Source organism: Flavobacterium tagetis, from assembly GCF_016735615.1.
In the GTDB taxonomy this organism is placed as follows: Bacteria; Bacteroidota; Bacteroidia; order Flavobacteriales; family Flavobacteriaceae; genus Flavobacterium; species Flavobacterium tagetis.
In genome coordinates this window covers 1,003,693-1,027,793 of record NZ_JAERSF010000002.1, presented here as the reverse complement: position 1 = coordinate 1,027,793, position 24,101 = coordinate 1,003,693, and the positions used below count along the sequence as shown (strand labels likewise).

The following is a 24,101-nucleotide window of genomic DNA, read 5'->3' as shown; positions in this document are numbered from 1 at the left end:
TTAAAAAGAGAACAATATATAACCGCCCTGATATAAAAAGATTACAAGCTAAAGCTCGATAATCTGACTCAGCTCTAGAATTGTTGTTCCTTCAGAAATCGCTTTTGGCGCTTTTTCTAATTTTTCAGCTAAAAATGCGGTTGTTATAGGTTTCAAATTCTTAAAAAGACCTACCGCATTAAAGAATTTTATCACTTTTACCGAAATCTTTTCGCCCAAACGGTCTGTATTTTCTCGAATTAAAGGTCCAGGTCTGAAAACAATATATTGTGGAAAATTGAGCTCTTGAAGATACTCTTCTAATTTTCCTTTCATCATAGAATAATATACGCTGCTTTTTGCTGAAGCTCCGTAAGAAGAAACCAAAACCAAAGATTTTACATTATTTTGTTTGGCAGCGGCTGCGAAATCCGCGGGAATGTCATAATCGATTTTCCATTGTTTTTCTTTTGAACCCGCATCTTTAAGTGTAGTTCCTAAACAAGAAAAAAGAACATCTCCGGTAATTGCGCTTTGAAATGAATTTATATTAGAAAAATCAACTATATGCTCGGTCAGTTTTGGATGTGATTTTCCTGTTGGACGTCTCACAAAAATTGAAACCGCTTCATAATCATTATTTTCCAATAGAAGATTAACCAACTCTTTTCCTGTTGCGCCTGTAGCTCCAATTACCAATGCTTTCATAATGTTCGGAATTTTGTTTCGTAAATATAATGATCTTTTTATTGAAAAAAATGTCTATCGATATGTCACTCCTCTGGAGCTTTTTTCTCTCGCTATTTTATTTGCTATAAATATTATGCTTCTCCGAAGCATTTTGTTGCACAAAAAAAGGCTGTCACCAAAGTGACAGCCTCATTAATTACAGTATTTAAATCTTATCTTTTAATAAATTTCTGAGTATACTTTGCTTTATCAGTTTCAATATTGATAATATAAAATCCTTTGGCAAAATTACTTACATCAATTTGATTGTTATTAATTCTAGCATTAATCGTTCTTCCATTTATATCATAAATCACAACATCTGTTATTTCATCTTCAGTACTGATATTCAGATAATCTGAAACTGGGTTTGGATAAATCGATAATTGCACTTTCGTGAATTCGTCTCTGCCTAAAACCGCTGTATCAACCAAAATCGATTTTTCGACTATTTTTCCATTAGAATTAAAACTGATTACAATTGTCGAAGTTCCTCCTATTTTTGGGGTTAAGATCAGTTCTTCATTAGCATTAATTTCTGCAGAAACAATATTCGAATCACTGTTTGATTTAATTGTTTTTACGATTGCTGCCGACAAATTGTCTTCATCTGAAACTACTGCTTTTAGATCAATAATTGTCGGACTTCCCGTTGAAATTTGTGATGGCAAAATTGCATTTACAACCGGCACTGCATTATCAGGAAATACCGTCATGGCAGGAAACCAGTAATAATCGTTTAAAACTTTAGTATCGATTAATTTTCCTGTATTATCAAAAGTATGAATCCAGTTTTTTTGATAATGTGCACCAAAACCGCTTTCTGTTGTGTTTACAATAATGTGATCTGAAACAGGATCAAGTCTCAATGCTGCTCCGTAAGGAATTTGCTTAAAAGTTCCCGTTTGTCCTGGAAGTGTAGCAAAACTTTCATTGAATTTTTTGGTTGCCACATCAAACTTTATAATTTGAACTCCCGAAGTAAATGCGTTGACAGAATTCATCCAATACAAAGCATTTTCTTTATTGCTATAAGTAAAACTACCGGCATTCCATGCGCCCCAAGAGCCTAAATATTGAGTGGTTGGTATAGCATATTCGATAGTTGCAAAAGTTAAGGGATCAATGTTAATTATTTTCTTGTTTTGAATTCCCCAGATGCTTCCGTCTTTAGATTGTGTAACCGAATGAAACGCACCTGTTATGGTTTTTACGACAGTATTAGTTTTAGGATCAATGACTAAAATTCCACCATTTTGTTTTACTGTAAATACATATTGAGAAGTACGAATCATGTTTCCAATCTGACCCGCGTACTGACTTCCGCCACCAGTTCCTGCAATGACAGCTCCAACTTTCATATTGGCAATATCAAAAATAAAAACTCCGTTTGAAGCGCCTATATATCCCGTTTTTTCATCAACTCCAACAAAAGAACGTCCATCTCCTCCTCCTACATTATCAAATTCCGCAAGGGTTTTCATCGTTAACGCATCGGCAACAACGAGCCTTCCACCTGGAGTGTATTGTGTATCTCCTCCATCTTTAGCCTGCTTAGAAACAAAATAAAATTTATCTCCGTAAATAGTTCCGTATTGAGTTGTAGCTCCAAAAGCTTTATTTTCATTTATATCGCTATACACTCTATAATTAATTTTCCCGTCATTGCTGACAAAATTTACAGAACCATTAGTGTGGCCAAACCATTCTTCGTTGACCACGAAATAGCCTTTTGTGAAATCTATCGCATTCGCGTAAGGTGTTACAGGAGTAAATGCTGCAATGGGTTCTTCTGCAAACGAAACATTAAAATTCCAGACGTCCCAAGAACCGTTTTGTAAAACTCGGCTCGATGCTCCTAATCCAGAATAATCAAACCCATTATTAACATCGTCTCTTACCCAATACGACCAATATCCTTTAGTCGTCCAGCCAGATTGCCAGTGATCTGATGCATCAATTGGTGTATATTCGTCAAAATCATAAACCGCTGTATTCACAATACCACTCACAGGATAATAAGGATACGTTACATTTCCGCTTTTGTACAATCCAATTGTGTTGGCTCCATCCAAATCAAAACCGAATCCTCCAATTGCGGTTCCAAATTGTGTTCCTTGCAGTAAAAGAGTATAAAAACGAGGGTCGGCTTTTGCAATGGCTTTCATCATATCTTCTCCAGTTGCATTTCCATCCCATTTAAATCCCCAGATTAAGGCGTCTGCATTTTTTCCATCGTTCCATTGCACAGCAAAAGCTGCTTTATTGGCACCAGTACCAACCCAAAACTGAATATCATCAAATGTGGTTGCATTAGCATTCTTTGCTGTTAATTGCTTTTGTGTGGCCGTTTTTAACTTAATGTCATTTCTAGGAACGCCTTGCACTTTTATCTGTGCATGGGTTAGAAATGCAAAAAATAGCATTATTACTATAAAGTAATTTTTTCTCATAATGTATTGGTTTTAAAAATGTTGAGTTAATGTTTTTTAAACACATAGAGACATAGATTTTTCTCATCGGAAAAAAGAAAAGAAAAAGAAACTAGTTTCTAACACATAGCTATGTGTTTTTAAACAAAGTGAAACGCCTTTCTAAGTTTCGAAAATCTATGTCTCTATGTGTTAATTTTTTTATTGTGTTAGTTAAGATGTAAATCGTAAGCGCCTGAAACTTCTGTAGAAACTTCTCCAAGCCAGCCCGCTTCCTGATTGATTGCTGTGTATATTTTTACGAAATCTATTCCGGGAAGTTTTACGTATTTTCCGTTTTTGTCTACTGCCCAAGAAATATCAATATTGGAAGCTTCATCATTATTTGGGGCATTATCGGCATAACCAAATTCAAACGATTTACCTACCCAATACGAACCTTCACCGCTTTGATCGTAGAAGTTATCGGCTATTCGCGTTCCTTTCAAAGTATACGAAGCATCGGTAATCCAAAGCGGATAATAATTTTGTTCATGAAACACATTTTGTGATTTATAGCCTGAATTTCCAGCATTGTCCTGCCATTTAATGTATTCAATATTAACTTGCCAAAATTCGTTTCCTACAACTGGAGATTTGTTTGGATCTGGTTTGGAATAAGTAATAGAATAGTTCTTTATAGTCGTGTTTTTAAAATATTCGCTTCCTGCAATCTCATACCATTCGTCTTCGTCTGGTTTTCCGTTTTTATTTCTATCGTAAGCGACCATTATAATCCCTGGTTCACAAGATCCCGCACGTGCTTCGTTGGCTTCATTTCCCCAAAAAGCATTTCCTAAAACTTTAAAATCTCGTCCGTTCATATTTGGAATGGTGTGATCAAAACCAAAAACCACATAACCGCCAAAACCGCCTAAAGAAATCATGGTTGTATTTGAACCAACAATTGCTTTTTTAGCCGCAGAAATCATATTGGCTTCAGTATTTCCTGCGGTATATTGTGGAATTTCGTTTGTAAACTGTCCGACTGCGGGGCGAAAATCAAATACATTAGAAATATATTTACTGTACGTTCCTGTTTCTTTTATAACATTGATTGACGAGTTGTAGATCTTTGTTTCTCCGTTAATTTCAACTTTTAAAGTCAGTGGATAACTTTTTTGAAACGGACTTATAAAATCTAAATCAGCATTTTCTGAGATAATCGAATCTTTAACACTCCAAGTCAGTTTTGCCGTGCTTGGAAGGTTTGTTGCAATATTCAGGACTTTAAAACGGTCAATCGTGTAGGTTTCCTTCAGCACTTCTGCGGGAAGCACTTCCTCTTCATTATCATTGTCCTTATCGCAAGAAGCAAATCCTACAAAAAGAATTAAAAACAGAGCGATTTTAAAAAAAGCTTTATTCATCATTTTTTAATTTTTAGTTATAAAAGCAATATGAGCGGGAATATTCCCTGCGGTAGTTTTCCATTTTAGTTTTCCGTCGGGCGTAAAACAGTAGATATAGCCTGTTACGACGTAGTTTTGAGCATCTGTAATGTAGATTTCTTTGGTTTCTTGATTGACTTGAAGTCCGTACGGAATCATGATTTTTTTGTCGGTTCCGTCCGTAATAATCTGATTGGCAATTACTTTTTTAGTTTTAGTATCTAAAATTCCGTAACTCACTTTATTACTGCCTGATAAGTAACTCCAAGAAACGCTGTAGTAATACAGTAAATCATCAACCAAACAAGTTCCTGAAACGGGAATATCTAACTGCATTTTCTTTTCATCCGTCTGCGTATCAATCACAAAAAGATTAGATGGCGTGTTGTAATAATCGCCGCGTGAGCTCACATAAATATCGCCTCGACTGTCAATCTGCATGCTGTACAAATTAATGCCCACATCTATTTTTTTGATTTCTGTGAAAGTCGCTAGATCAATAACTGAAACTGTTCTGTCGTAATTTGGCACTCTATAACCGCCAGAATTGGCCACATACAATTTTCCGTTGTGAATGACCATTTGTTCAGGCTGATAGCCAACGGTTACCTTTCTTTTTATTTCTAATGAAGTGGTGTCAATTTCAGCCACAAAACCGATTTCTGCATTCGGATTAATGGCAACTGGTCCTGAATACGAACTCACATACGCTTTGTCTTTATAAAAAGCCACATAACGGCAATTGGGAATGTCAATTTTTTTAATGCGTTTTGCTGTCCATTTTTCTAAAACCTCAACTTTGTTGGAGCAATTTATGACGGCATAAACCTTATTCCCGTAGATTTTAATATCGTTTCCAACATCTCCCAATTCTTTTACAACCGAAGGATTTCGTTCGGAATAAACATCTGTGGTATAATTTCCCGTTCTGTAATTGAAAACATCCAAACTCGCACGATTCATGCCCATATTTCCCTCGTTTAAAAGATAGAAACCTTCAATATTTCCGTCACTTCTTGGCGCGGCAACAGCTGTATCAGAAGAAAGAAATATCATTTCGTCTTCACGGCAGGAAACCAGCAAAACAGATATGCTTAAAACAAATAGTATTTTTAAAAAGCTCTTTTTCATAACTCAAAACTGATTATAAATTTGAATGTTCGCCCTGGCATCGGATAATTGTAAATCACTTCGTATTGCTGATTAAAAGCATTATTAACTTCAACTGTTCCGTTTAATTTGTAATTTTTGAATGCGAAAGATTTCTGAACCGCCAAATCGTGTGTATACCACGGCTGAACTTCATTTACTTTAATATTATTGACATTTCCGTTGTAGCGTTTTCCGACATAAATAAAGCTGTAATTGAAGTTCCAAGATTCGTAATTGGCGTTTAAAATTCCAGATCCGCTATGCCAAGGCGTGTACGGAATCTGATCTCCGTAAGAAGACATTTCTAAACCGACAATTTTTGTGAAATCCTGACTTTGAGAATACGTATAGGTTAAGTTGGCATCTAGTATTAACTTATTAAAATGAGTTGCCATATTTAGAACCGTTTCGATTCCTTTTCCTTTAACCTGTCCGATATTGGTCATCATCCAGCGGAATAAATTTCCAGTCGGTGCGGCAACAATTTTGTCTTTTGTATTGGTATAATAAGCATCTGCCTGAAAAGAAAATTTGTCGAAAAAACTTTCCCTTACGGGGAAATTATACGTAAAACCAACATCGTACTGATTCATATATTCTGGCCTCAAAGTGCTCGAACCAATCATGGTATAATACAAATCGTTGAAAGTTGGCATTCTGAAAATACGTTTGGCAAATGCTCTTAAATTGAAATCATATTTTTTAAAAGGCGTGTAGCCTAGAAATATAGCGGGCGTAAATTCAGTTTTATTGGGAGCTTTGGCATTGTATTCTACTTCCTCAATGACACGGGTTCCTAATACATTTCCTAAAACTTTAAAACCTTCATATCGATACGAAGTTGCTAGAGAAACAAGCGCTGTATAACGTTGTGGAAAAGAGAATTGTGTTTGGATTCCTCTTCTTGTCGCATTTAGTTTATTGTATTGAAAATCGGTCGACAGCGAAACATCCCAAGTGGGTAAAATGCTGTACATATTGACTGCAGAGAAATAAGCTTCCTGTTGAAAATAACTGTCATCAGATTGTGCTCCTTCGGTTACGGTTTCGCCTAAAACATTAGTCGTATCTCGTGCAATATAATGGGTATAATCGTAAGCGAATTTTCCTTTTAGCTGGAATTTATATTTTTCTGAAACGTCTTTAGTTAAAGAAGATTGTCCGAAAAAATTCTTGTCAAATTGTTTGAAACCGTCTTTAAACTTGTTTTCTACAATTGCTCCCGGTGCACCACGTTCAGAATCATAATAATATACTTTAGCATCCCAAGTTCCTTTATTTATTTTTCCATACAAACCAGATTCAAATCGGAATGCTTCTATATCGCTGTTCCATCGTGTAGCTGTGGTATCGTAGGCAATGCTTCCGTCTTGGTTTTTTCTTTTGTATCTAAATTTATACTGTCCGTTTGATTTGATGTATTCAGAACTTACGCTTAAACTCACTTTATCGTTCAGCTTTTGTTCCCATCTAAAAGAAGGATCATGATAATTAATGGACATTATTTTGTAACGAACCAGTAGATTCGTTTTTTTATTGCCAATAAAAACAGGACGTTTGGTTCGCAAATAAATGGTAGAAGCAGCTGCAAAGTCTTTTGCTGACTGGAAAATTTCGCTTTTCTGGCCATTGTACATCGTAAGCGATTCCATATCGTCAAGCGAATACTTTCCTAGATCGGTTACGCCGTTTTGGGCATTTCCAAGCTGAATTCCATCATAAAAAACACCAACATGGTGTGTTCCCATATTTCGAACATCAACTGTTTTGAGTCCGCCAACACCACCATAATCTTTGATTTGCGTTCCTGCAAAATAACGAAGCGCATCGGCAACATTATGACTGGAAAGATTTTCGAGCAAAACCCCCGAAAGACTTTGTACGGGAATAACTTCCTGATAGGGTTTTCCTTTTAGAATAACTTCTTTCAAAACCCGCGAACTATCAGTCACTGCTTGAGAATGAAGCAAAAAAGGAATCAATAAAGCAAAAGTTGCAAGAAGCGTTTTTCTAAAATTATACATCACGATTTAATTAAATAAACTTTGCGTGATGCCGTAATTATATAACAGTAGTAATCCCGCTATAAATAGCAGGTTATTTCTTGTCATCAACTTCATACCACGAAAGTTTTAAACTATGTGATCGTGGCAGGTCTCCTGACTTATTCTATCTTTAAACGGCCTTCTCACCCCGCAAAGCGGGACAATGGCATTAGTATGTTTAAAGACTTTGTGTAGAACTTACAGTAGCGGGTCTGTTCAGGATTTGCACCTGATTCCCTTTTAACTGCTTATTTCACATTGAAAAAAGCAGACCAAAATCTGGGGTAAAGATATAACTCAGGTATGGTGTCTGCAAGTTAGAATTTGATTTTTTACAAAAAACAAAAAACCACTCTTAAAAAAGAGTGGTTTTAAAACAGTTATGAAGGTGTTACTAACTCTATTTAAAAAAATAACCGATTGTTATTTGAAAAACTTTATTCTTCATATCGCTGTTAATAATATAATTTGTGTTTGCAGTTGCATCTTTAAACACATTGGTATAAGACAAATTATATCTTGCATCTGCATAAAATTTATCCTTAAACTGGTAACCCAATCCGAAATTTACAGAAGCATCTACTCCATTTGAATAGTCTGATAAATTCATTTTTTCGCTATTTTCATAACCCAAAAAGTTGTCCTGATATTTGTTGTTTGCCTTAAGTAAAATTCCAACTTGTGGTCCTGCTTGAATACTTAAACCTTTTACAACATAATATTTCAACATTACAGGAATGTTTAAATAGTTTAAGGCAATAGTACTTTTGTAATGCGAATTCTGAACGTCTGGATCTGAATAAGATAATTTCATTCCCTGCTGGCTGTACAATAACTCTGGCTGTACTGCGAAGTTTTTTGCCAACGGAATCTCTGCCATTAAACCGGCAGTAAATCCTGTTTTAGCAGATGAGTTCAATTCATTTTCATCAAATGTAAGGCTCGCAACATTTAATCCTGCTTTTACGCCCAGTTTAACCTTTTCGGTTTGAGCCATTGCACCTGCACACATCATTAGTGCACAAATTATCAGCTTTGATTTTTTCATCGTATGTATTTGTTTTTTAGAAGGGCAGTTCTACGCGAGAACTGCCATTTCTATCTGTAATTTGTTACTTTTTAATAATCTTAGCCGTGTACTTTTTACCTTGTACCGTACAATCTAGAATATAAACTCCAGTTGTAAGCTGACTTACATTTACGCTTGATGGAACAGCAGAATAGGTTTTACTCCAAACTGCATTACCTTCCATAGAATAAATTTTCATCTCTGCTTGACCTTCTGCTTTTTCAGCCAAGAAGATGTTTACATTGTCTGCCGCTGGATTTGGGAACACTCTGAAAGAGTTTGTCAGTTTTCCAATAAGAAGACCTTTAGAATCAATTGGAGCCGACATACTTGTACAGCCATGTGCATTTGTTACTTGAAGACTATAGCTTCCTTCCCAAATTGTAGAAACCATTTTTTCGGTTGCATTTGGCAAAGGTCTTCCGTTTAAATACCACTGATAACCTGCAGCATCAGCAGAAGCTGTAATTTTATTTCCTTCTAATGCCTGAATTTCAGGAACTATATTTTCAAGAACATTGATCGTTGTAATGAAAATTTTACCTAATCCGTGTTCGTTGTAAACTGTTACGTAATATTCACCGCTTTCTGTTGTGGTAAAAGTCGGATCTGTAGAACCATCAAACCATTCGTAAGCAGCATAGTTTCCTGGATTTAAAACTACTTCAGGCCCACAAACATCACCACTTGGAAGACCAGATTCGAAAGTGTCAAATGTTACTGTTACTTTTTCTGTTATAGTACATCCGTTTTCAAGAACCGCCGTAACAATATAATCGCCTGGTTTAGTCACTTCAATATCGCTCGTTGTTTCTCCAGTATTCCATTTGTATGAAACTGCATCAAGCTCTTTAATCAGTAAATTGGTTTGAGCATTAATGTAAACACTTTTACCTGCATAACCGTGAATCAAAGCATTATCAAATAATTTGAAATCACCAGAAACCCCTTGGTAGTAATAGTTTTCGATAGTATTATTTTGATCAACAATATCACCTTCCAATTTGGCTGTAAAATTAAACACATGCGAATCTCCCATATCGTCTAATTTTGGCTGTTTTTTGAAGATATATTCAATACTCTCTCCAACAGGAATTCCTGCTTCTACCGTTTCTGAAATAGTCTCAGAAGTATTTACATATTGTATTTCTACCTGAACTGCATTTTCTTTGATTGCAACCTGACCTTCATTAGTCAATCTTACTTTATACTCTTGGCTTCCGCAAACATCTTTTGGCGATAAAATCTGCATAGCAACGTCCGTAATCTCTTCGTTGAAGATTTTTAAATCGTCTAAAACCATATAAGAATACCCTGCCGCTTTCGCATGTCTAAAACGGAACATTACCGATTTACCTTTGTATTTACTGATATTCAAGGATGCTCGTTTCCAATCTGCATCTGCATACATGCCTTCTTTATTTCTTCTCCAAAGTTCTGTCCATTCTCCACCGGCAACTTTGATGTCTACTAAGAAAATATCATTTGCATTACTCTGCATTGCATAATAAAACTCTACGGCAGAAGCTTTTTCAGACAATTTATACATTGGTGAAATTAATTCGCCATAATAAGACAATCCTTCTAACTGGCTATAAAGCAATGTTTTTGCTGTATCCCCAGTATGATCTTTTTTAGGAACAGTTAAGTTCACATTATCAGGAGTAGTTACAGCTCTCCAAGGATAATTATCATCGCTTTGGCTCGAAACAAATCCTTTTTGTCCCAATAATGAACCAGCTGGCAGATTTGAAAAAGTTTCAATACTTAATTCTGGAGCGTTTGCAGCAACTTGGAAAGTGCCTTTTACCACCTGAGCCTGATCTTTTGGTTCATCTGCCGTAAATGCTTTTAAAGCAATTTCATAATTTCCAGCAGCCAATTTCGGTAAACCATCAATTTTATAGGTAATAGTCTGTCCAACTAATAATTCATCATTTTTTTCTAAAGAAACTGGCGCTCCAATGGCAGTTCCGTTTTGAGAAATCTGATACTCAACTGTAACTTTATTAATTGGTTTATAAGCTGAATTTCTAGCGCTTACTACAAATTCGTGTGAAGCTGAATCTTCGTATACATTTTCTGCAACACTTAGATTTGACAGTCTTACATTCGATTTTGTTTCTTTAATTTCAATGTTATCTACTGCAAAACCATTTGCAAAATATCCATTATCATTATGTACAAATGCTACCATTACGCAAGATTTTCCTGCATACTCAGTCAAATCTACACCATATTCCCACCAAGCTCCATAATAAGGCATGTGGAATACTTCTTTCCAAGTTTCACCGCCATCAGTACTTACTTTTACATATCCATCTGAAAGATGTTGTGAATCTCCAAAGCCGTCAAAAGTTAAGTGTGCTGTTTTGTAATTTGTTAAGTCAAATACAGGCGAAACCAACATATCATTTCCTTCATCACAATTACATTTATCATCGTTACTCGCCATGAACTTCGTATGATCATCAATAAACCAGCCCGGAGAACCTAAGTCTGCACGCACACCGTGATTCCATCCTGCAGAACCATTATTTTCATACGTTCTCCAGCCCTTGTATTTACTAGCGTCTTCAAAGTCCATTTTATAAGGAAGAACAGTAACTTTTAAGTCTTCATTATTCCAATTATCATATGTAAAGGTCAAAGCATTATTGCCTTGTTTTACATCTTTAGTCATATCTTCTGGGAAAACAGAAACCGAAATAGTATGCGTTCCAACAGTCTTTATACTAATATTTGGAGTAGAAAAACTAATTGTATCCTTAAATTTTGTAAAGTTTAAAGTTGTTAATTCTGTTTTAGAGAAAACTTCATTTTTAGCCGCATCTAGAATTTTAGTTGTAACATTTACACGCTGACTTGTTGTTGGAAAGTTGTTGCTGATTTTACTAACTATTGTTACATTATTATTATCTACAGTACATTTTCCTGCTTCTAATTTTGATGATAACAATGCCAAATCGTAAGGCGCATCGCTCACTTTAATATTGTCAACAAACCCTCCTAAAAAACCATCATTATAATCGTCTGTTTTAATACGGAAACGAACTGCTACTTTTTTTCCTGCCAAGTCGTTTAAACGCATTTGATAAGGATCTTTTTTAAGAACCGTATTTACTCCTGTAAACCATGGTCCACCAAATGATTCATATTCATCATAATGCACAGTTTGCGGATAATTAACATTTTCTACTTTTTTCCAGTTTTTACCTTTATCCTCTGAATATTCAACAATTAATCCGTCATATCCCGCATGGAACAAATAATACAAATCGAATTCAATGTACGGCGAAGCTACATTCGTAAAGTCAAATATTGGAGATTCTAATACAAAATCAGAATTAAGAGCCATTCTTTCATTTGATCTAAAATCTACTGTTGCCCAATTGTATTGTGATTTTATATCTCTAAAAGATCCTGGATAATTTTGAAACACAAACTTTTGATTTACATCATTTAATGATTTTGTATTCCATCCTCCAGGTGTTCTTTCAAAACCTTCACTGTAAGGAAGCTGAGTTACAATACCACTGTAAGCGGCATTCAAAACACTGTTGTTGGTTGTAACTGGATCTTGAGCCAATGTTACATATCCTTCATAAGTATGCAAGCCAAGTCCAGATAAATCGAAAGTACTATCAAAAGCAATTGTCATTTCTGAATTTCCTTTGAAATCTGCTGCTAAAGTAACATCTTTCCAAACCGTTGCACTTCCAGGAGTTGTATCAGCATATCCTACTTTTAGCACAGTTCCTGCTGGAATAGCTGCGCAACCTAAATTAAAAATTGTAATTGATGACTGATAACTTGAAGAAAGCGCATCTCCAGTATAGTAAGGCATGCTTAATGCGGTCGCTTTAAGATCGTAATCTTTTTGAGCCGTTGGAACAACTACTTGTGAAATAAAAGTATATCCTTCTTTTGCTCCAAATTCTGCTATCGGATTTAAATCTACTTTTACTTCTATGTAGTTTATTGCTCCTCCTGTCTGGTACGGAATTTTACTTTTTAAGGCAAGAGTAGCTTCTTCGCCTGGGTTTAAATCTTTTCCAAAAGCAGTTGTACCATCATAAGTATAAAAAGTAATCATTCTTCCAAGAGCGCTTGCCATTGCTCTCAATTTGAAGTTTAAATTTTCATCTGCTTTAATGACAGTGCTTCCTGTATTTTTAATTTTCACATAAAAAGGTTCTTCTCCTTTTAAAGGACCGCAAGGAACAGATGGATTTTCATAAGAAACCAAAAGCACTTGTTTATCTCCATACGCAGGTCCTACGCCAATTGCATACCAAGCATTTGTAACTTGTTTGTATTCTTCAGAACCTAATCCATATAAATCTTCAGTTGCCAATAAACTTGCCTGACGCATTGCCATAAAGTTCGAAGACGGCGATAAATATTCGGTAAGCGTTGCATAAGCAATTTTTTCTGCTTTCTCAAGACCAATTGCTTTTACACTATAGCTATTATTTAAATCATTAACTCCATTGCCACCTTCAACTAGAAGATAATACCAATAATTAGTAATTCCGCTGTTTTGATGCACTCCACCATTGTCGTCTTGGATGTTTGCTGGATTTGTCCAAAATTCACCTGCATAAGTATCAGGCTGTCCAGCTGCTTTTGGGTTAGACATGCTTCTTAAACTTCCGTGTTTGTACAATTCGTCGCCCAGCATCCAGATATCATTTTTAGAATCTTTTCCAGCATAAAGCTCAATCGAAATTCCAAAAATATCACTGAAAGATTCGTTCATCGCTCCAGATTCTCCCTGATAAATCAATCCAGCAGAAAACTGCGTTACAGCATGTGTCATCTCGTGACCTGTAATTCCTAAACTTACAAAAGGCTGCTTATCTCCATCACCAAACTGTGCCCATCCACCTGTCCAAGAAGCATTTTGAACATTTGTTCCTAAATGCGCTAGTCCAAAAATGGTCATTCCTTCATTATCAACACTATTGCGATCAAATTTTTCTTCGTAATAGTTCAAAGTCTTTTGTAACCCCCAATGAATATCTATTGCCACTTCATCGTGATCTTTATTGTATAAATCATTCCAGTTATTATCTTCATCGATATATTCTGTAAGGACTTCATCAGATGCGTGCTCTGCATGATTCATGTTTAAAGTATAAATAGGCACTTTATATTTTCCTTCTAAAGTTTCCAACTTATAACCCTCCGCATATTGAGTGGTTCCAAAAGTAACATCTCCAGAAAATCTCGCTTTTCCTTTACCAATAGCTGCTCTTCCATCAGCAACAGGTGCAGAAGACAAACGAAGATCTCTGTTTAAATCAATTTTTAGAATGATTTTTCCAGTATTAGCATCTACATAAATTGTCTGGCTTGACTGTGGATTTGTAGCAAACACATCAAATTTCCAAGCCAAATAGTATTCTTTTAATTCTGAAGAAAAATTTGGGCCAACATAAACTAATTCTCCTTGAGGTTTTGTGCTTATTTTTTTATGAACTAATGGCGAAAGCTTTTTACTCTGCCAAACATATTCTTTTGCATTTACCTCTCTTAAAGCATTCTCTAACCCTTGCGAAGCACTTACTTTGTAATTGCTGTTTGTTGGAAGCTTTTTAGAAGTTTCACCAAAAGCATCAATTTTAGTTTTATTTTCTCTAACCTTGTAAATTGCGCCTTCTACAGGAACAGAATTGTGCAGCTGCTGATAAGTTGCCAGCTTTCTGCCGTGCTTTTCTGAAACTGATTTCAACTGCATTTTGTCTGCATTCGACAGTTCAAAATCTTCTTTTCTAACTTCAAACACGTTTCGTAATGTCAAATTAGAAGATTTGGCAAAAGATCTCAATTTAGTGCTATCTGAAGCAACCTGAATAGTTCTAGCTGTTGCTGAATTCTGATTTGAACTCAAAAGCTTTTGGCTTTCCTTCATTCTTTTATTGACAGCGTCGCTTTCTTCCTGCGAAAGTGCTGTGCCATTTACACTTTTCTGAGTTAAAAAAGGATTAACATTATCTTCTTGATTGAGAGTTGGATCAGAAGCTTTCTTAAAAACTTGATCATTTTTCTGATTTGCGCCAGACGATCCTAATGTCGTCTGCACATTTGCGGTTTTGTTCTTTGGCAAAGGAGACTGAGCCATTCCAGCAGAATAGGTCAGTAAACCTAACAAAAGAAACAAATACCTCGGTTTAGGGTAAATCTGGTTCATTCTTTTTAATTTAAAATTAGTATTAAGGCTTCGAGTTAATAGCGCAAAAGCTTTTACAGAAAACCACATAGGCAATTTCCTTAGAATCAATTTGGCGGTTGATTCTTAGAATTTGTTTTTGTTATTTTTTGTAGAATTTTTAAGAGCGCGCTCTTCTTAGTTTTGGTTTCTTCTAAAAGTTCTTCTAAACTTTTATTAGGTTCTTCTTTTTTTGTGGTATTCATCAAACGTATTTATTGCAATCGTTTGGTAAAAATAGAATGGGGATTCTTTGCTCAAAAAAAAAGGACTAATGCAAAAACACTCACGGGTAAAAAAGGAGCACTTATTAAGCACTCATTTTAAAATAAAATCAACTATAACAATTAGTTACAGTAAAAATTATTTTAAATGGATTCTGCCTTAAAACTGTTTAAATAAGTGGAAAGATTGACTTTTTCGTTGGTTAAATCGAACTTTTTACGCAATCTAGTTCGCGCATTTTCTATCGATTTAAACGATTGTCCTGTAATTTGGGAAATTTCTTTTGTAGTTAAATCTAAATAAAGCAGTGCGCAAAGTCGACGCTCTTTTGGGGTAAGACTTGGGTAATCGATAGTTAGTTTATCAAAGAAAGATTTATGAACCTGCTCAAAACTGATTTCAAATTCTTTCCAGATATCTGTATTCAAATCTTTCTCCAAACGCTTTAAAACAATATCAATTGCCTGCTGCAATTCTTTGTTAGGTGTTTTGAGTTTGATCATTTTAAGATCAGTCAAGATTTCATTAATATTATCAGTACGGTGAATTTCAGCCATGGCTTTTCCAACCAAAACCATATTTTTAGCCTCTAGACTTTGGTTGAGCTCTTGCTGTTTTGCTCTTAATTTCTCCTGTTCGAGCTGGTTTTTAATGTGTTTATTGCGATACTTAATCAGTAAAATAATGAGAACCAACATTCCGACAATCAATATTAACCCAACTACATAATACTTAAATCTTGTTTTCTCTTCTACCAATGTTCTTATCTGGCTTCTTACTTTATAATCTTGCTCTAGTTTAAGCCTCTCCAGATTTACCGCTTTTTGTTCAATATTAATACTGTCGCTTATTTTATTGTATTGCTGAAAATAATACACTGCATTTTTATAATCTCCTTTACTCAAATAGGCATCATAAAGCATTTTGTTCAAACGCATGCTCGAAAAACCAAATAGATTTTCTTTGGAATATTCTAACGACTTTTTTGCGTTTAGAATAGCTTCATCTAGTTTTTTTTCCTGTAATTTATATTCAGAAAACGATTCGAAAACAAAGGCTTTTAATGAATTATCGATAGGAGTATCTATTAATGAAAAAGCTTTTTCAAAATATAAATCAGCATTTTTTTTATCTTTTTTTAAACTATAAGCCCTAGCTAAATTGGTGTATACATAAACCGTTAAGGTATAGTTTTTCAGTTTTTTTGCAATTGCATCGGCTTTATGATAATAATGCAATGAAGAATCTAAACTTTTACCGAGATAAGCTGTACCAATATTGTTTAAGATTTTTACTAGTTTATCTGGCTTATTCTTAGCTTTCTCATAACGATATACATTCAGGAAATATTTAAGCGCTTTTTCTTGGTTATTGGTTTTTCCATAAATAATAGCAAGACTATTTTCTACCTGAACAATTTCATCTTCAATATTATTGCTTTTATAAATTTCATAAGCCTTTAAATAATATTGTAAGGTAACATCAAAGACATCTTTTGAACTATAAATTCCTCCCGCAGATATATAAACTTTAGCCAAAGCTAAATCGGCTTTGTCTATTTTTTTTGCTTCTGTTTCAGCAAGCTCTATATATTTTATGGCTCTGTCCCAATCAGTATCCTTAAGTTTGGAAGCGATTTTTAGGGCTAAGTCAACCTTTTTCTCATGGCTGTCAGTAATATTTAGACTATCAATCCATTCTTTTGTTGAAGATTGCGGATAAATATAAAAAGTAGTGAAAATAAAAAATATGCAAAGTAATCGACCCATCGTGTATAAAAATCATAAAGATGGGTTCAAAATTATATAAAATTACTAGCATTTAATAATAAATAGAAGAAATAAACCATATCATGAAGAAACTAAAAAGTTAATCATGATTTACGATTTGGCGAAAAAGCAGTAGTGCTCCATCATTATTTTTTTTCCAAACGTTCATGCTTTTACCTTTTACATTTCCGTGATTATCACGATCACGCCAATCTACACTGTAAAACCCAAATTCTATAATTGCCGTTCTGGCATAAATAATTTCAGATGTCAGAATCGAAATTTTTTCAATGCTTAAAGTTCCTGGTTTTTCGTGCTCCGTAAAATAATCTGTAATTTCTTTTTCTCCAGAAAGAATCGGAGTGTAATATGTAAGATACATGGCATCTGTCATAAACATTTTGGCATGTTCTGCTCCTTGCCTATTTTGTACCAGATTTTTAATTGTATTATTTCTTTCTTTTACTTCTAAAGTTAATTTATCTGTCGGAATATATTCTTTAATCTTTAAAATTGCGGTATCGTCTATATCAGGAATATTTTTATCATCAAAATAACTTGAAGATCCCCAAATTTCAGCGGCGATTGTTGGAGGTAGGCTCCTATTGGAAGGCTTTTTCCATAAAAGCGCATATTTTCCAACGTAAGAAAAAGGATTTTGTCCGTTTAGATTTAAAGTTTCAACGAAAGTTCCAATCTCTAAAACATAGTTTCCAAAATCCTGCAGGTCCAAAATTTTTCTTTCATAAGTAGTAATTTTTGCCTGACTCAGCCATTGTTTGTAAAAGTCTAGAATCGTTTTGCTGCCAACTCGCTGTCTGCTGTGTTCTGGCATAAATATAGTTTCATCTGTATAAGCTTTTACCAAATCGCCCTGATTTCCTTTTATAAAAGCATTTGCAAATGAAGTATTATACTCTTCAATTTGCTTTTTAAAAACCGAATCACTTTTACTTCCCTGAGCAAAACTAGCAAATGCAAAAAGAAGTAAGGCCAAACTTAACTTAATCATAGCATATTTTTTTCGATTGAAATACAAATATAAAACATTAACAATCAATATATTAAAAACACATTAAAGTATTTAAAAACGATTTTATATTAAGTATATTTATACTTAAAAAAAACAAAGCAGAAAGTTAATTTTTAGAAAAATAACCTCTTATAAGGCAATAATTGGTTTTATAAAATGTTTATATATAAAAGATTATGATGCATCTAATTTTTTTTAAATCAATACCACACAAGATTAATAGTATAAAAACATGAAAAAAATATTTTTGATAATTGCCTTTGCTTCTTTCTCATTGCAGGGTTTTGCCCAGGAATTGGATAAAAAATTCAAATCGATTCCTGCAAAAAAATCTCCTGTAAAAGAAGTTATCCCACCAACAGAAGCTGCTCCTAAAGAAAACCCGCCAGCGCCTATTGAGAAACCTGCTCCACTTCAGGTTAATCCAGACGAGTTATTTAAAAACACAAATCTTTATAAGCCAGAAGCTAATGTCGAGGGAATATTTTATAGAAGGAATCAGTTTTTAGGCAATTTCAATACTACTGCCATTACTTCTACTATAATGTACCGTGATGCAGCTTTTGTAGACGGCGATAAAGTAAAAGTATATTTGAACGATAAAGTTATTGAACCTGAAGTCTTTTTGAATGGCGATTTTAAAAGTGTCAAAATAAACTTGGAAAAAGGAATCAATAAAATTGACATTGAAGCTTTAAACGAAGGTTTTGCTTCTCCGAACACAGCCGAATTTAAAGTTTATGACGATAAAGGCCAGGTTATTTCGTCAAGCGAATGGAATGTTGGTACGGGTTATAAAGCTGTTATCGTATTAGTTAAAGAATAAAAATCAGAAACAAAAAATTGTAATAAATCATAAAAAACACTTAAAACTGCTGGTTTCAGCGGTTTTTTGCTTGTATATATGTAGCTAACTACGTAGTTTTGTACTCATATTTAATTATTTGAAATAACCATGCAGATTAAACCTATACAAAATGAGTACGAAAATGAAATCGTAGATCTCATATTAAACATTCAGCAAAAAGAATTCAATGTACCTATTACTTTAGAAGATCAGCCAGATTTATTAGATATCCAAAACTTTTATTTCAAATCGGGCGGTACTTTTTTGGGGGCTTTTATTGACGAAAAATTGGTTGGCACAATCGCTTTGGTAAAATTTAATCCAGAAGCTGCAGCCATCAGAAAAATGTTCGTCAAGAAAGAATTCAGGGGAAAAGAATTTCAAATTGCCCAACAATTATTGGAGCAATTAATTGAATACAGCAAAGAAAACAAAATTAAAGACCTATATTTAGGAACGGTTACTTTATTGCAGGCGGCCTTACGTTTTTACGAAAAGAATAGTTTTGTAAAAATACCAAAAGATACACTTCCTGTTGATTTTCCGTTAATGAAACCTGACAATGTTTTTTGTCATTTAAACTTAAATCCATAGAAATGAATATAATTGACGAAATTGGAATTTTAGCCATATCAACGCGTTTGCAGCGTCTTAGCGAACAATTACGCAAAGATGGCGCACAGATTTACAGCTATTTTAATATTGATTTTGAACCGAAATGGTTTCCTGTAATTTATACTTTACACGTAAAAGAAATGTTGAGCGTGGTTGAAATTGCCAATGAAATTGGCTACAGTCATCCGTCAACCATCAATTTATTAAAGGAATTGGAGAAAGAAAAAATTATTAGTTCTAAAAAAGACAAACAAGACGAACGTAAGAGATTGATCATCTTAACAGCAAAAGGGGAAGAACTGATTACTAAAATGCAGCCCGTTTGGAGCATTATGACAAAAGCTTTAAACGAAATCACCAATACTCAAAACAATCTTCTGCAAGCGATTGAAGAAGCAGAACAAAATCTAACACGTCAAGGTTTTTTTCAGAAAGCAATTGAACTAAAAGACAAAAACTAATCTTTTCCTGTAATTTTCTTTCTGTGGTTATGCCCCCATTTTGCAAGAGAATCGATGACTTCTTTTAATGTATGTCCGTATTCTGTTAATTCATACTCAACGGTAACAGGCTGTGTGTTTAGAACAGTTCTCGTTACCAATTGATTTTCTTCTAGATTCTTTAATTGTCTGCTTAGCATTTTTCCAGAAATACCTTCAACTTCTCTTAACAAGTCGGTAAATCTCAATGTATTAAAACAAAGAGATGCGATTATAGAAATTTTCCATCTTCCGTTTAAAATATACATGGCGTCGTGCACTGCCATAATATGCTGATTGCAAGATTTTTTATCGTGTATTGGTTCTTTTATCATGTTATAATAGTAGGTTACCTCGATGTTACAGTTACTTTTGGTAATCAGATGACAAAAATACACTTAAAGTTTTTACATTTGAATACAATTTTAATCAATTAAAAAAGATGGCCTTAATAGATGCACTAAAGTGGCGTTATGCTACAAAAAAAATGAACGGACAAGCTGTTCCGCAAGAAAAAGTAGATTATATTCTTGAAGCTGCAAAACTAGCTCCTTCTTCTTCTGGTTTACAACCTTATAAAATCTTTGTTATTACAAACCAAGAAGTTAAAGAAAAACTAAGAGCGGTAAGTTTTGATCAAAGTCAAGTTACAGACGCTTCTCACGTTTTGGTTTGGGCTGCTTGGGACGGTTACAGTCTAGAGAAAATTTCTGCTATATTTGACAAAACAATTGCTGAAAGAGGAATTCCTGCAGATGCTATGGACGAGTACAAACAGAGACTTTGGGGTATGTACGAGCCTCTTGGTCAAGAATGGCACGCTAACCATGCTGCTAAACAAGCTTATATTTCGTTTGGTATCGCAATCGCTGCAGCTGCTGAGCAACAAGTAGACGCAACTCCAATGGAAGGTTTTATTCCTGCTGAAGTAGACAAACTTTTAGGCTTAAACGAACTTGGTTTAAATAGTGTTTTAGTTTTACCACTTGGTTATAGAGATGATGCAAACGATTGGTTGGTAAACTTGAAAAAAGTGAGAACTGCTCAAGAAGAATTTATAACAGAAATCAAGTAAAAAATTAATTTTTGCTTAAAATAAAATGCTTCTGAAAGGCTTATAAGTGCTTTTTCAGAAGCATTTCTAGTTTAATTATTTCATTTTCAAACCAAAACAGAATTCAGCTAGAAGAACAAAAAACTGATTTTATCAGACTTGTGTTATTTTTTAATTATTGTATAAAAAAAGGTACTCAATGCGGATAATTAAATAATATTGTATCCCTAATTTTGCCTGTATCCAAAACAATTCAATCTTATTTACAACAACTAAAATTCTAACATTATGTCTGATTTTTTAACTCAATTTGGGGAAGATCTAAAAAAGAACGTCCCAGGGTTCATCGCAGTTTCTGTAGCCGAAATTGCAAGCGGTATGTCATACTATTCTCAGTCTGTAGTTGCAGATTTTGATCCAGAACTTGCATCAGCTTATAATCTTGAAGTGGTAAAAGCAAAAATGAACGCTATTAAAGCTTTAGGATTACAAGGACAAGTAATCGATAATATCATGATTACATTAAGTTCTCAAATTCACATTATTGATGTTTCTGACAATCAGGATTACTTTATTTACCTGGCTGTAGATTCTACAAAAGCTAATTTAGGAATGACAAAATCTATCCTTAATAAGTACAAAAAAGAAATCGTAGCTAAATTATAACACAATTTTGCCCCATGTAAAAAGGAATATTCGTTTTCGGATATTCCTTTTTATTTTTTATTCCAGTTTGTTTTTCAATTCTATAAAATATTTTATATTTCGAAAAACAAATGAGGAATTATATAAATGGAATTACGCGCATATTTTGAAAAATATCCGGATGAGGCAACTTGTATTGAGGAGCTAAAAAATAAGCGCTTAGAAAATGGTCTTGTGTGCAGAAAATGCAGTCATAATGTGCATTCTTTCAGACAAAATGATTTAAAATTTCAGTGCAGAAAATGCGGAAGCAGAACCAGTCTTAGATCTGGAACTGTTATGGAAAATTCTAATCTACCGATTCGATACTGGATGATTTGCATCGAATTGATGACCCTCTCACACAGAAGAATATCTATACTCAAAATTCAATACTTACTTGGACATAAAAGATATGAACCTATTTGGCTAATGGTTCAAAAAATTCGTTTAGTAATGAAAATTAGAGATGAAAAATACAGATTAAGAGCCTATTCCGAATTTGATCCTGAATTTCTCCAAAAAATTGACAAACTCGCGATACAGAAAAAAGTCAAAGAATTGTGAATGGTGAGTTATGAAATGTGAAATGTGAAATGCTAAGATTGCTAATAAAAATAGCCACAGATTAAAGGATTAAAAAGATTAAAAAAATCTGTGATAATCTTGTAATTTGTGGCTTTATATTTTGATTGATCTAATTGGTTTAGGAAAATTCACAATTAACCATTCACAATTAAAAATTATTTCTTCTTATTCTTCTTTGCTTTAGATCGTTTCGCTTTGTTTTTAGCAATTTTTTTCGCCTTTGCTTTTTCTTTAGCTTTTTTAGCTTTGGCTTTCTTTTTCGCTTTAGCTTTTAGTTTTGCTTTTTTAGCTTTCTCTTTCTTTTTGTCTTTTGCTTTCTCTTTTTTCTTAGCAACAGCTTTTTTCTTTTTCTCTTTTTTCTCTTTGTCTTTATCTTTCATTTTTTTACTCTTTTTAGATTTTGGTTTATCTTCGTTTTGTTCTGAAATTTCTTCTTCAGCCTCTAATATAGTTTCTTCTGTTTCCGTTTGTTTTGGCTCTTGCAATTCTTCTTCCGTTGCAGTAGCCACTTTTTTTGGAGCTCTTTTAGATTTTGGTTTTGATTCTGGAGTTTCAGCAGATTCTAGAATCGGAGTCTCTTTTTGCTCGTTTTCTTCATTAGAAATAACCGAAACAGTTTCTGTTTCTTGAATGGTTTCACCAACAAGTATTTCTTTTGCCATTATTCTGTTAATTTTAAGAAATTGATTAAATTTATTTTTAATTAAACTAATTTTTAATGTTATTAAATCATTAAATTAACATCAAAAAATAATAAACAAAGATAAATTGAAAAAGACATTCGCCAATGTTAAGTTTTTCATGGCAAGAAAAAACAGACCGTATTAGATTAAAAATCAAATACTTATCCAATGTTAAGTTTTTCAATGCTATTTTTTCGAAATTAAAAACGTCTGTACAGCCTTTTTACAGCTATTCTTTCTTTGCAAGAATGAGTAGCGAATTGCATAATTTCGTTTTAAATTTGATGAAATGATTCACGATTTAGTATATCAATCTATTAAGCCCAACAAAAAACTCTCAGATTTTGTGGATAGTTTTTGGTGCATGGAGAATAAATCGGATCAAACTTTAGAAACAATTGGCCTTCCCGACGGCCGAATTGATTTGTCACTGATAAAAACAGCTGAAATTCCTTTTCAAATCAGACTTCTGGGTTTGGGAACACAGCAATACGAAAAAGGAAAAATTCCAGCCAATAGTCTGACTTTTACAATTAGTTTTAAACTTCCTGCTGCTGAATATGTTTTTCATGAAAGCATTGCAGATCTTTTAAATTCTGGAAAACTGCTTGAAAATAATTTCTGGGATTTCAATAAAAATGATTTAGAAAATTTTGAATTGTTCTGCGAAAAAGCATCTGCAAAAATTGAATCTTTATTATTAAAAGAAATCGATAATCGAAAACAAAAATTATTCATACTCATTTACGAAACCAACGGAGACATGACGGTAAAAGAATTATCGGAAAAAGCTAATTGGAGCAGCCGACAGATCAACCGATATTTTAATCAGTATTTTGGGGTTTCATTAAAAGGGTATTGTTCGATTCTGCGTTTTCGTGCTTCTTTGGAACATATTGCAAAAGGGAAATTGTTTCCTGAAGAGAATTTTTCAGATCAGACCCATTTTATTAAAGAGATCAAAAAGATTTCAGGCTCACTTCCAAAAGAGTTGTTTCAAAATAAAAACGACCGATTTATACTATTATCTGCTCTTTCATCCAAATAATTTTGTGGCATAGATTTTAAATACAA

At 33.9% G+C, this 24,101-nt stretch carries 17 protein-coding genes, 1 pseudogene and 1 riboswitch; of the genes and pseudogenes, 7 read left to right on the top strand and 11 right to left on the bottom strand.

The annotated features are described in order from the left end of the window. Positions 1–48: 48 nt before the first annotated feature. From JI750_RS11875 to JI750_RS11835, 9 genes are all read right to left on the bottom strand, one after another. Positions 49–687 carry an NAD(P)H-binding protein gene (locus tag JI750_RS11875; RefSeq protein ID WP_202001905.1) on the bottom strand — a complete coding sequence of 213 codons (639 nt, stop codon included), beginning with the start codon at positions 685–687 and terminating at the stop codon, positions 49–51. A gap of 194 nt (positions 688–881) precedes the next feature. Further along, the gene (locus tag JI750_RS11870) at positions 882–3,161 is read right to left on the bottom strand and encodes a T9SS type A sorting domain-containing protein (RefSeq protein ID WP_202001903.1); all 2,280 of its coding nucleotides are present in this window, start codon (positions 3,159–3,161) and stop codon (positions 882–884) included. Positions 3,162–3,349: 188 nt separating this feature from the next. Then, positions 3,350–4,549 carry a cell surface protein gene (locus tag JI750_RS11865; protein ID WP_202003127.1) on the bottom strand — a complete coding sequence of 400 codons (1,200 nt, stop codon included), beginning with the start codon at positions 4,547–4,549 and terminating at the stop codon, positions 3,350–3,352. Between the two features lie 6 nt (positions 4,550–4,555). Next, positions 4,556–5,701 (bottom strand): beta-propeller fold lactonase family protein, encoded by a 1,146-nt coding sequence (locus JI750_RS11860; protein WP_202001900.1) that lies wholly within the window; start codon positions 5,699–5,701, stop codon positions 4,556–4,558. Then, complete coding sequence (locus JI750_RS11855) at positions 5,698–7,746, bottom strand: TonB-dependent receptor (protein ID WP_202001896.1); 2,049 nt, start codon at positions 7,744–7,746, stop codon at positions 5,698–5,700. Before JI750_RS11855 ends, JI750_RS11860 begins: the two co-directional genes overlap by 4 nt. Positions 7,747–7,854: 108 nt before the next feature. Further along, positions 7,855–8,059: riboswitch (cobalamin riboswitch) on the bottom strand. A 108-nt stretch (positions 8,060–8,167) separates the two neighbouring features. Then, positions 8,168–8,815 (bottom strand): porin family protein, encoded by a 648-nt coding sequence (locus tag JI750_RS11850; protein WP_202001893.1) that lies wholly within the window; start codon positions 8,813–8,815, stop codon positions 8,168–8,170. Positions 8,816–8,879: 64 nt separating this feature from the next. After that, positions 8,880–15,032 (bottom strand): M4 family metallopeptidase, encoded by a 6,153-nt coding sequence (locus JI750_RS11845; protein ID WP_202001891.1) that lies wholly within the window; start codon positions 15,030–15,032, stop codon positions 8,880–8,882. A 386-nt stretch (positions 15,033–15,418) separates the two neighbouring features. Next, the gene (locus tag JI750_RS11840) at positions 15,419–17,044 is read right to left on the bottom strand and encodes a tetratricopeptide repeat protein (RefSeq protein ID WP_202001889.1); all 1,626 of its coding nucleotides are present in this window, start codon (positions 17,042–17,044) and stop codon (positions 15,419–15,421) included. A gap of 100 nt (positions 17,045–17,144) precedes the next feature. Next, the gene (locus JI750_RS11835) at positions 17,145–18,056 is read right to left on the bottom strand and encodes a YybH family protein (RefSeq protein WP_202001887.1); all 912 of its coding nucleotides are present in this window, start codon (positions 18,054–18,056) and stop codon (positions 17,145–17,147) included. 253 nt (positions 18,057–18,309) lie between these two features. On the opposite strand from JI750_RS11835, the gene JI750_RS11830 reads away from it, so the two are divergent. The 3 genes from JI750_RS11830 to JI750_RS11820 all read left to right on the top strand — a co-directional run bounded on the left by JI750_RS11830 (position 18,310) and on the right by JI750_RS11820 (position 20,000). Continuing rightward, complete coding sequence (locus JI750_RS11830; RefSeq protein ID WP_202001885.1) at positions 18,310–18,903, top strand: hypothetical protein; 594 nt, start codon at positions 18,310–18,312, stop codon at positions 18,901–18,903. A gap of 129 nt (positions 18,904–19,032) precedes the next feature. Beyond that, positions 19,033–19,518: a GNAT family N-acetyltransferase gene (locus tag JI750_RS11825; RefSeq protein WP_202001882.1), complete on the top strand. Its 486-nt coding sequence runs from the start codon at positions 19,033–19,035 to the stop codon at positions 19,516–19,518. Positions 19,519–19,520: 2 nt separating this feature from the next. Further along, positions 19,521–20,000, top strand: coding sequence for a MarR family winged helix-turn-helix transcriptional regulator (locus JI750_RS11820; RefSeq protein ID WP_202001878.1), 480 nt, complete (start codon positions 19,521–19,523; stop codon positions 19,998–20,000). Here JI750_RS11820 and JI750_RS11815 read toward each other — a convergent pair. After that, entirely contained in the window at positions 19,997–20,353 is a 357-nt protein-coding gene (locus JI750_RS11815; RefSeq protein ID WP_236673026.1) for a winged helix-turn-helix transcriptional regulator, read from the bottom strand. The genes JI750_RS11820 and JI750_RS11815 overlap by 4 nt on opposite strands. Before the next feature lie 107 nt (positions 20,354–20,460). Here JI750_RS11815 and JI750_RS11810 point away from each other — a divergent pair, with 107 nt between their 5' ends. From JI750_RS11810 to JI750_RS11800, 3 genes and pseudogenes are all read left to right on the top strand, one after another. Then, positions 20,461–21,093, top strand: a complete 633-nt coding sequence (locus JI750_RS11810) for a nitroreductase family protein (RefSeq protein ID WP_202001875.1) — start codon at positions 20,461–20,463, stop codon at positions 21,091–21,093. Between the two features lie 267 nt (positions 21,094–21,360). Continuing rightward, positions 21,361–21,738, top strand: a complete 378-nt coding sequence (locus JI750_RS11805; protein ID WP_202001872.1) for a hypothetical protein — start codon at positions 21,361–21,363, stop codon at positions 21,736–21,738. Positions 21,739–21,864: 126 nt separating this feature from the next. After that, positions 21,865–22,308, top strand: a pseudogene (locus tag JI750_RS11800) (transposase); the annotation flags it as partial. Between the two features lie 191 nt (positions 22,309–22,499). Here the strand turns inward: JI750_RS11800 and JI750_RS11795 are convergent. Beyond that, entirely contained in the window at positions 22,500–23,006 is a 507-nt protein-coding gene (locus JI750_RS11795; protein WP_202001866.1) for a hypothetical protein, read from the bottom strand. Between the two features lie 310 nt (positions 23,007–23,316). Between JI750_RS11795 and JI750_RS11790 the strand changes: the two genes are divergently transcribed. Further along, positions 23,317–24,075 (top strand): helix-turn-helix domain-containing protein, encoded by a 759-nt coding sequence (locus JI750_RS11790; RefSeq protein WP_202001863.1) that lies wholly within the window; start codon positions 23,317–23,319, stop codon positions 24,073–24,075. The last annotated feature ends 26 nt before the right edge of the window (positions 24,076–24,101 follow it).

Excerpts from the sequence above, each read along its gene's own strand:
- JI750_RS11820 (WP_202001878.1), top strand. The coding sequence starts at position 19,521 with ATGAATATAATTGACGAAATTGGAATTTTAGCCATATCAACGCGTTTG.
- JI750_RS11860 (WP_202001900.1), bottom strand. The coding sequence starts at position 5,701 with ATGAAAAAGAGCTTTTTAAAAATACTATTTGTTTTAAGCATATCTGTT.
- JI750_RS11845 (WP_202001891.1), bottom strand. The coding sequence starts at position 15,032 with ATGAACCAGATTTACCCTAAACCGAGGTATTTGTTTCTTTTGTTAGGT.
- JI750_RS11795 (WP_202001866.1), bottom strand. The coding sequence starts at position 23,006 with ATGGCAAAAGAAATACTTGTTGGTGAAACCATTCAAGAAACAGAAACT.
- JI750_RS11790 (WP_202001863.1), top strand. The coding sequence starts at position 23,317 with ATGATTCACGATTTAGTATATCAATCTATTAAGCCCAACAAAAAACTC.
- JI750_RS11850 (WP_202001893.1), bottom strand. The coding sequence starts at position 8,815 with ATGAAAAAATCAAAGCTGATAATTTGTGCACTAATGATGTGTGCAGGT.
- JI750_RS11810 (WP_202001875.1), top strand. The coding sequence starts at position 20,461 with ATGGCCTTAATAGATGCACTAAAGTGGCGTTATGCTACAAAAAAAATG.
- JI750_RS11830 (WP_202001885.1), top strand. The coding sequence starts at position 18,310 with ATGAAAAAAATATTTTTGATAATTGCCTTTGCTTCTTTCTCATTGCAG.
- JI750_RS11875 (WP_202001905.1), bottom strand. The coding sequence starts at position 687 with ATGAAAGCATTGGTAATTGGAGCTACAGGCGCAACAGGAAAAGAGTTG.
- JI750_RS11870 (WP_202001903.1), bottom strand. The coding sequence starts at position 3,161 with ATGAGAAAAAATTACTTTATAGTAATAATGCTATTTTTTGCATTTCTA.
- JI750_RS11840 (WP_202001889.1), bottom strand. The coding sequence starts at position 17,044 with ATGGGTCGATTACTTTGCATATTTTTTATTTTCACTACTTTTTATATT.
- JI750_RS11835 (WP_202001887.1), bottom strand. The coding sequence starts at position 18,056 with ATGATTAAGTTAAGTTTGGCCTTACTTCTTTTTGCATTTGCTAGTTTT.
- JI750_RS11855 (WP_202001896.1), bottom strand. The coding sequence starts at position 7,746 with ATGTATAATTTTAGAAAAACGCTTCTTGCAACTTTTGCTTTATTGATT.
- JI750_RS11805 (WP_202001872.1), top strand. The coding sequence starts at position 21,361 with ATGTCTGATTTTTTAACTCAATTTGGGGAAGATCTAAAAAAGAACGTC.
- JI750_RS11815 (WP_236673026.1), bottom strand. The coding sequence starts at position 20,353 with ATGATAAAAGAACCAATACACGATAAAAAATCTTGCAATCAGCATATT.
- JI750_RS11825 (WP_202001882.1), top strand. The coding sequence starts at position 19,033 with ATGCAGATTAAACCTATACAAAATGAGTACGAAAATGAAATCGTAGAT.
- JI750_RS11865 (WP_202003127.1), bottom strand. The coding sequence starts at position 4,549 with ATGAATAAAGCTTTTTTTAAAATCGCTCTGTTTTTAATTCTTTTTGTA.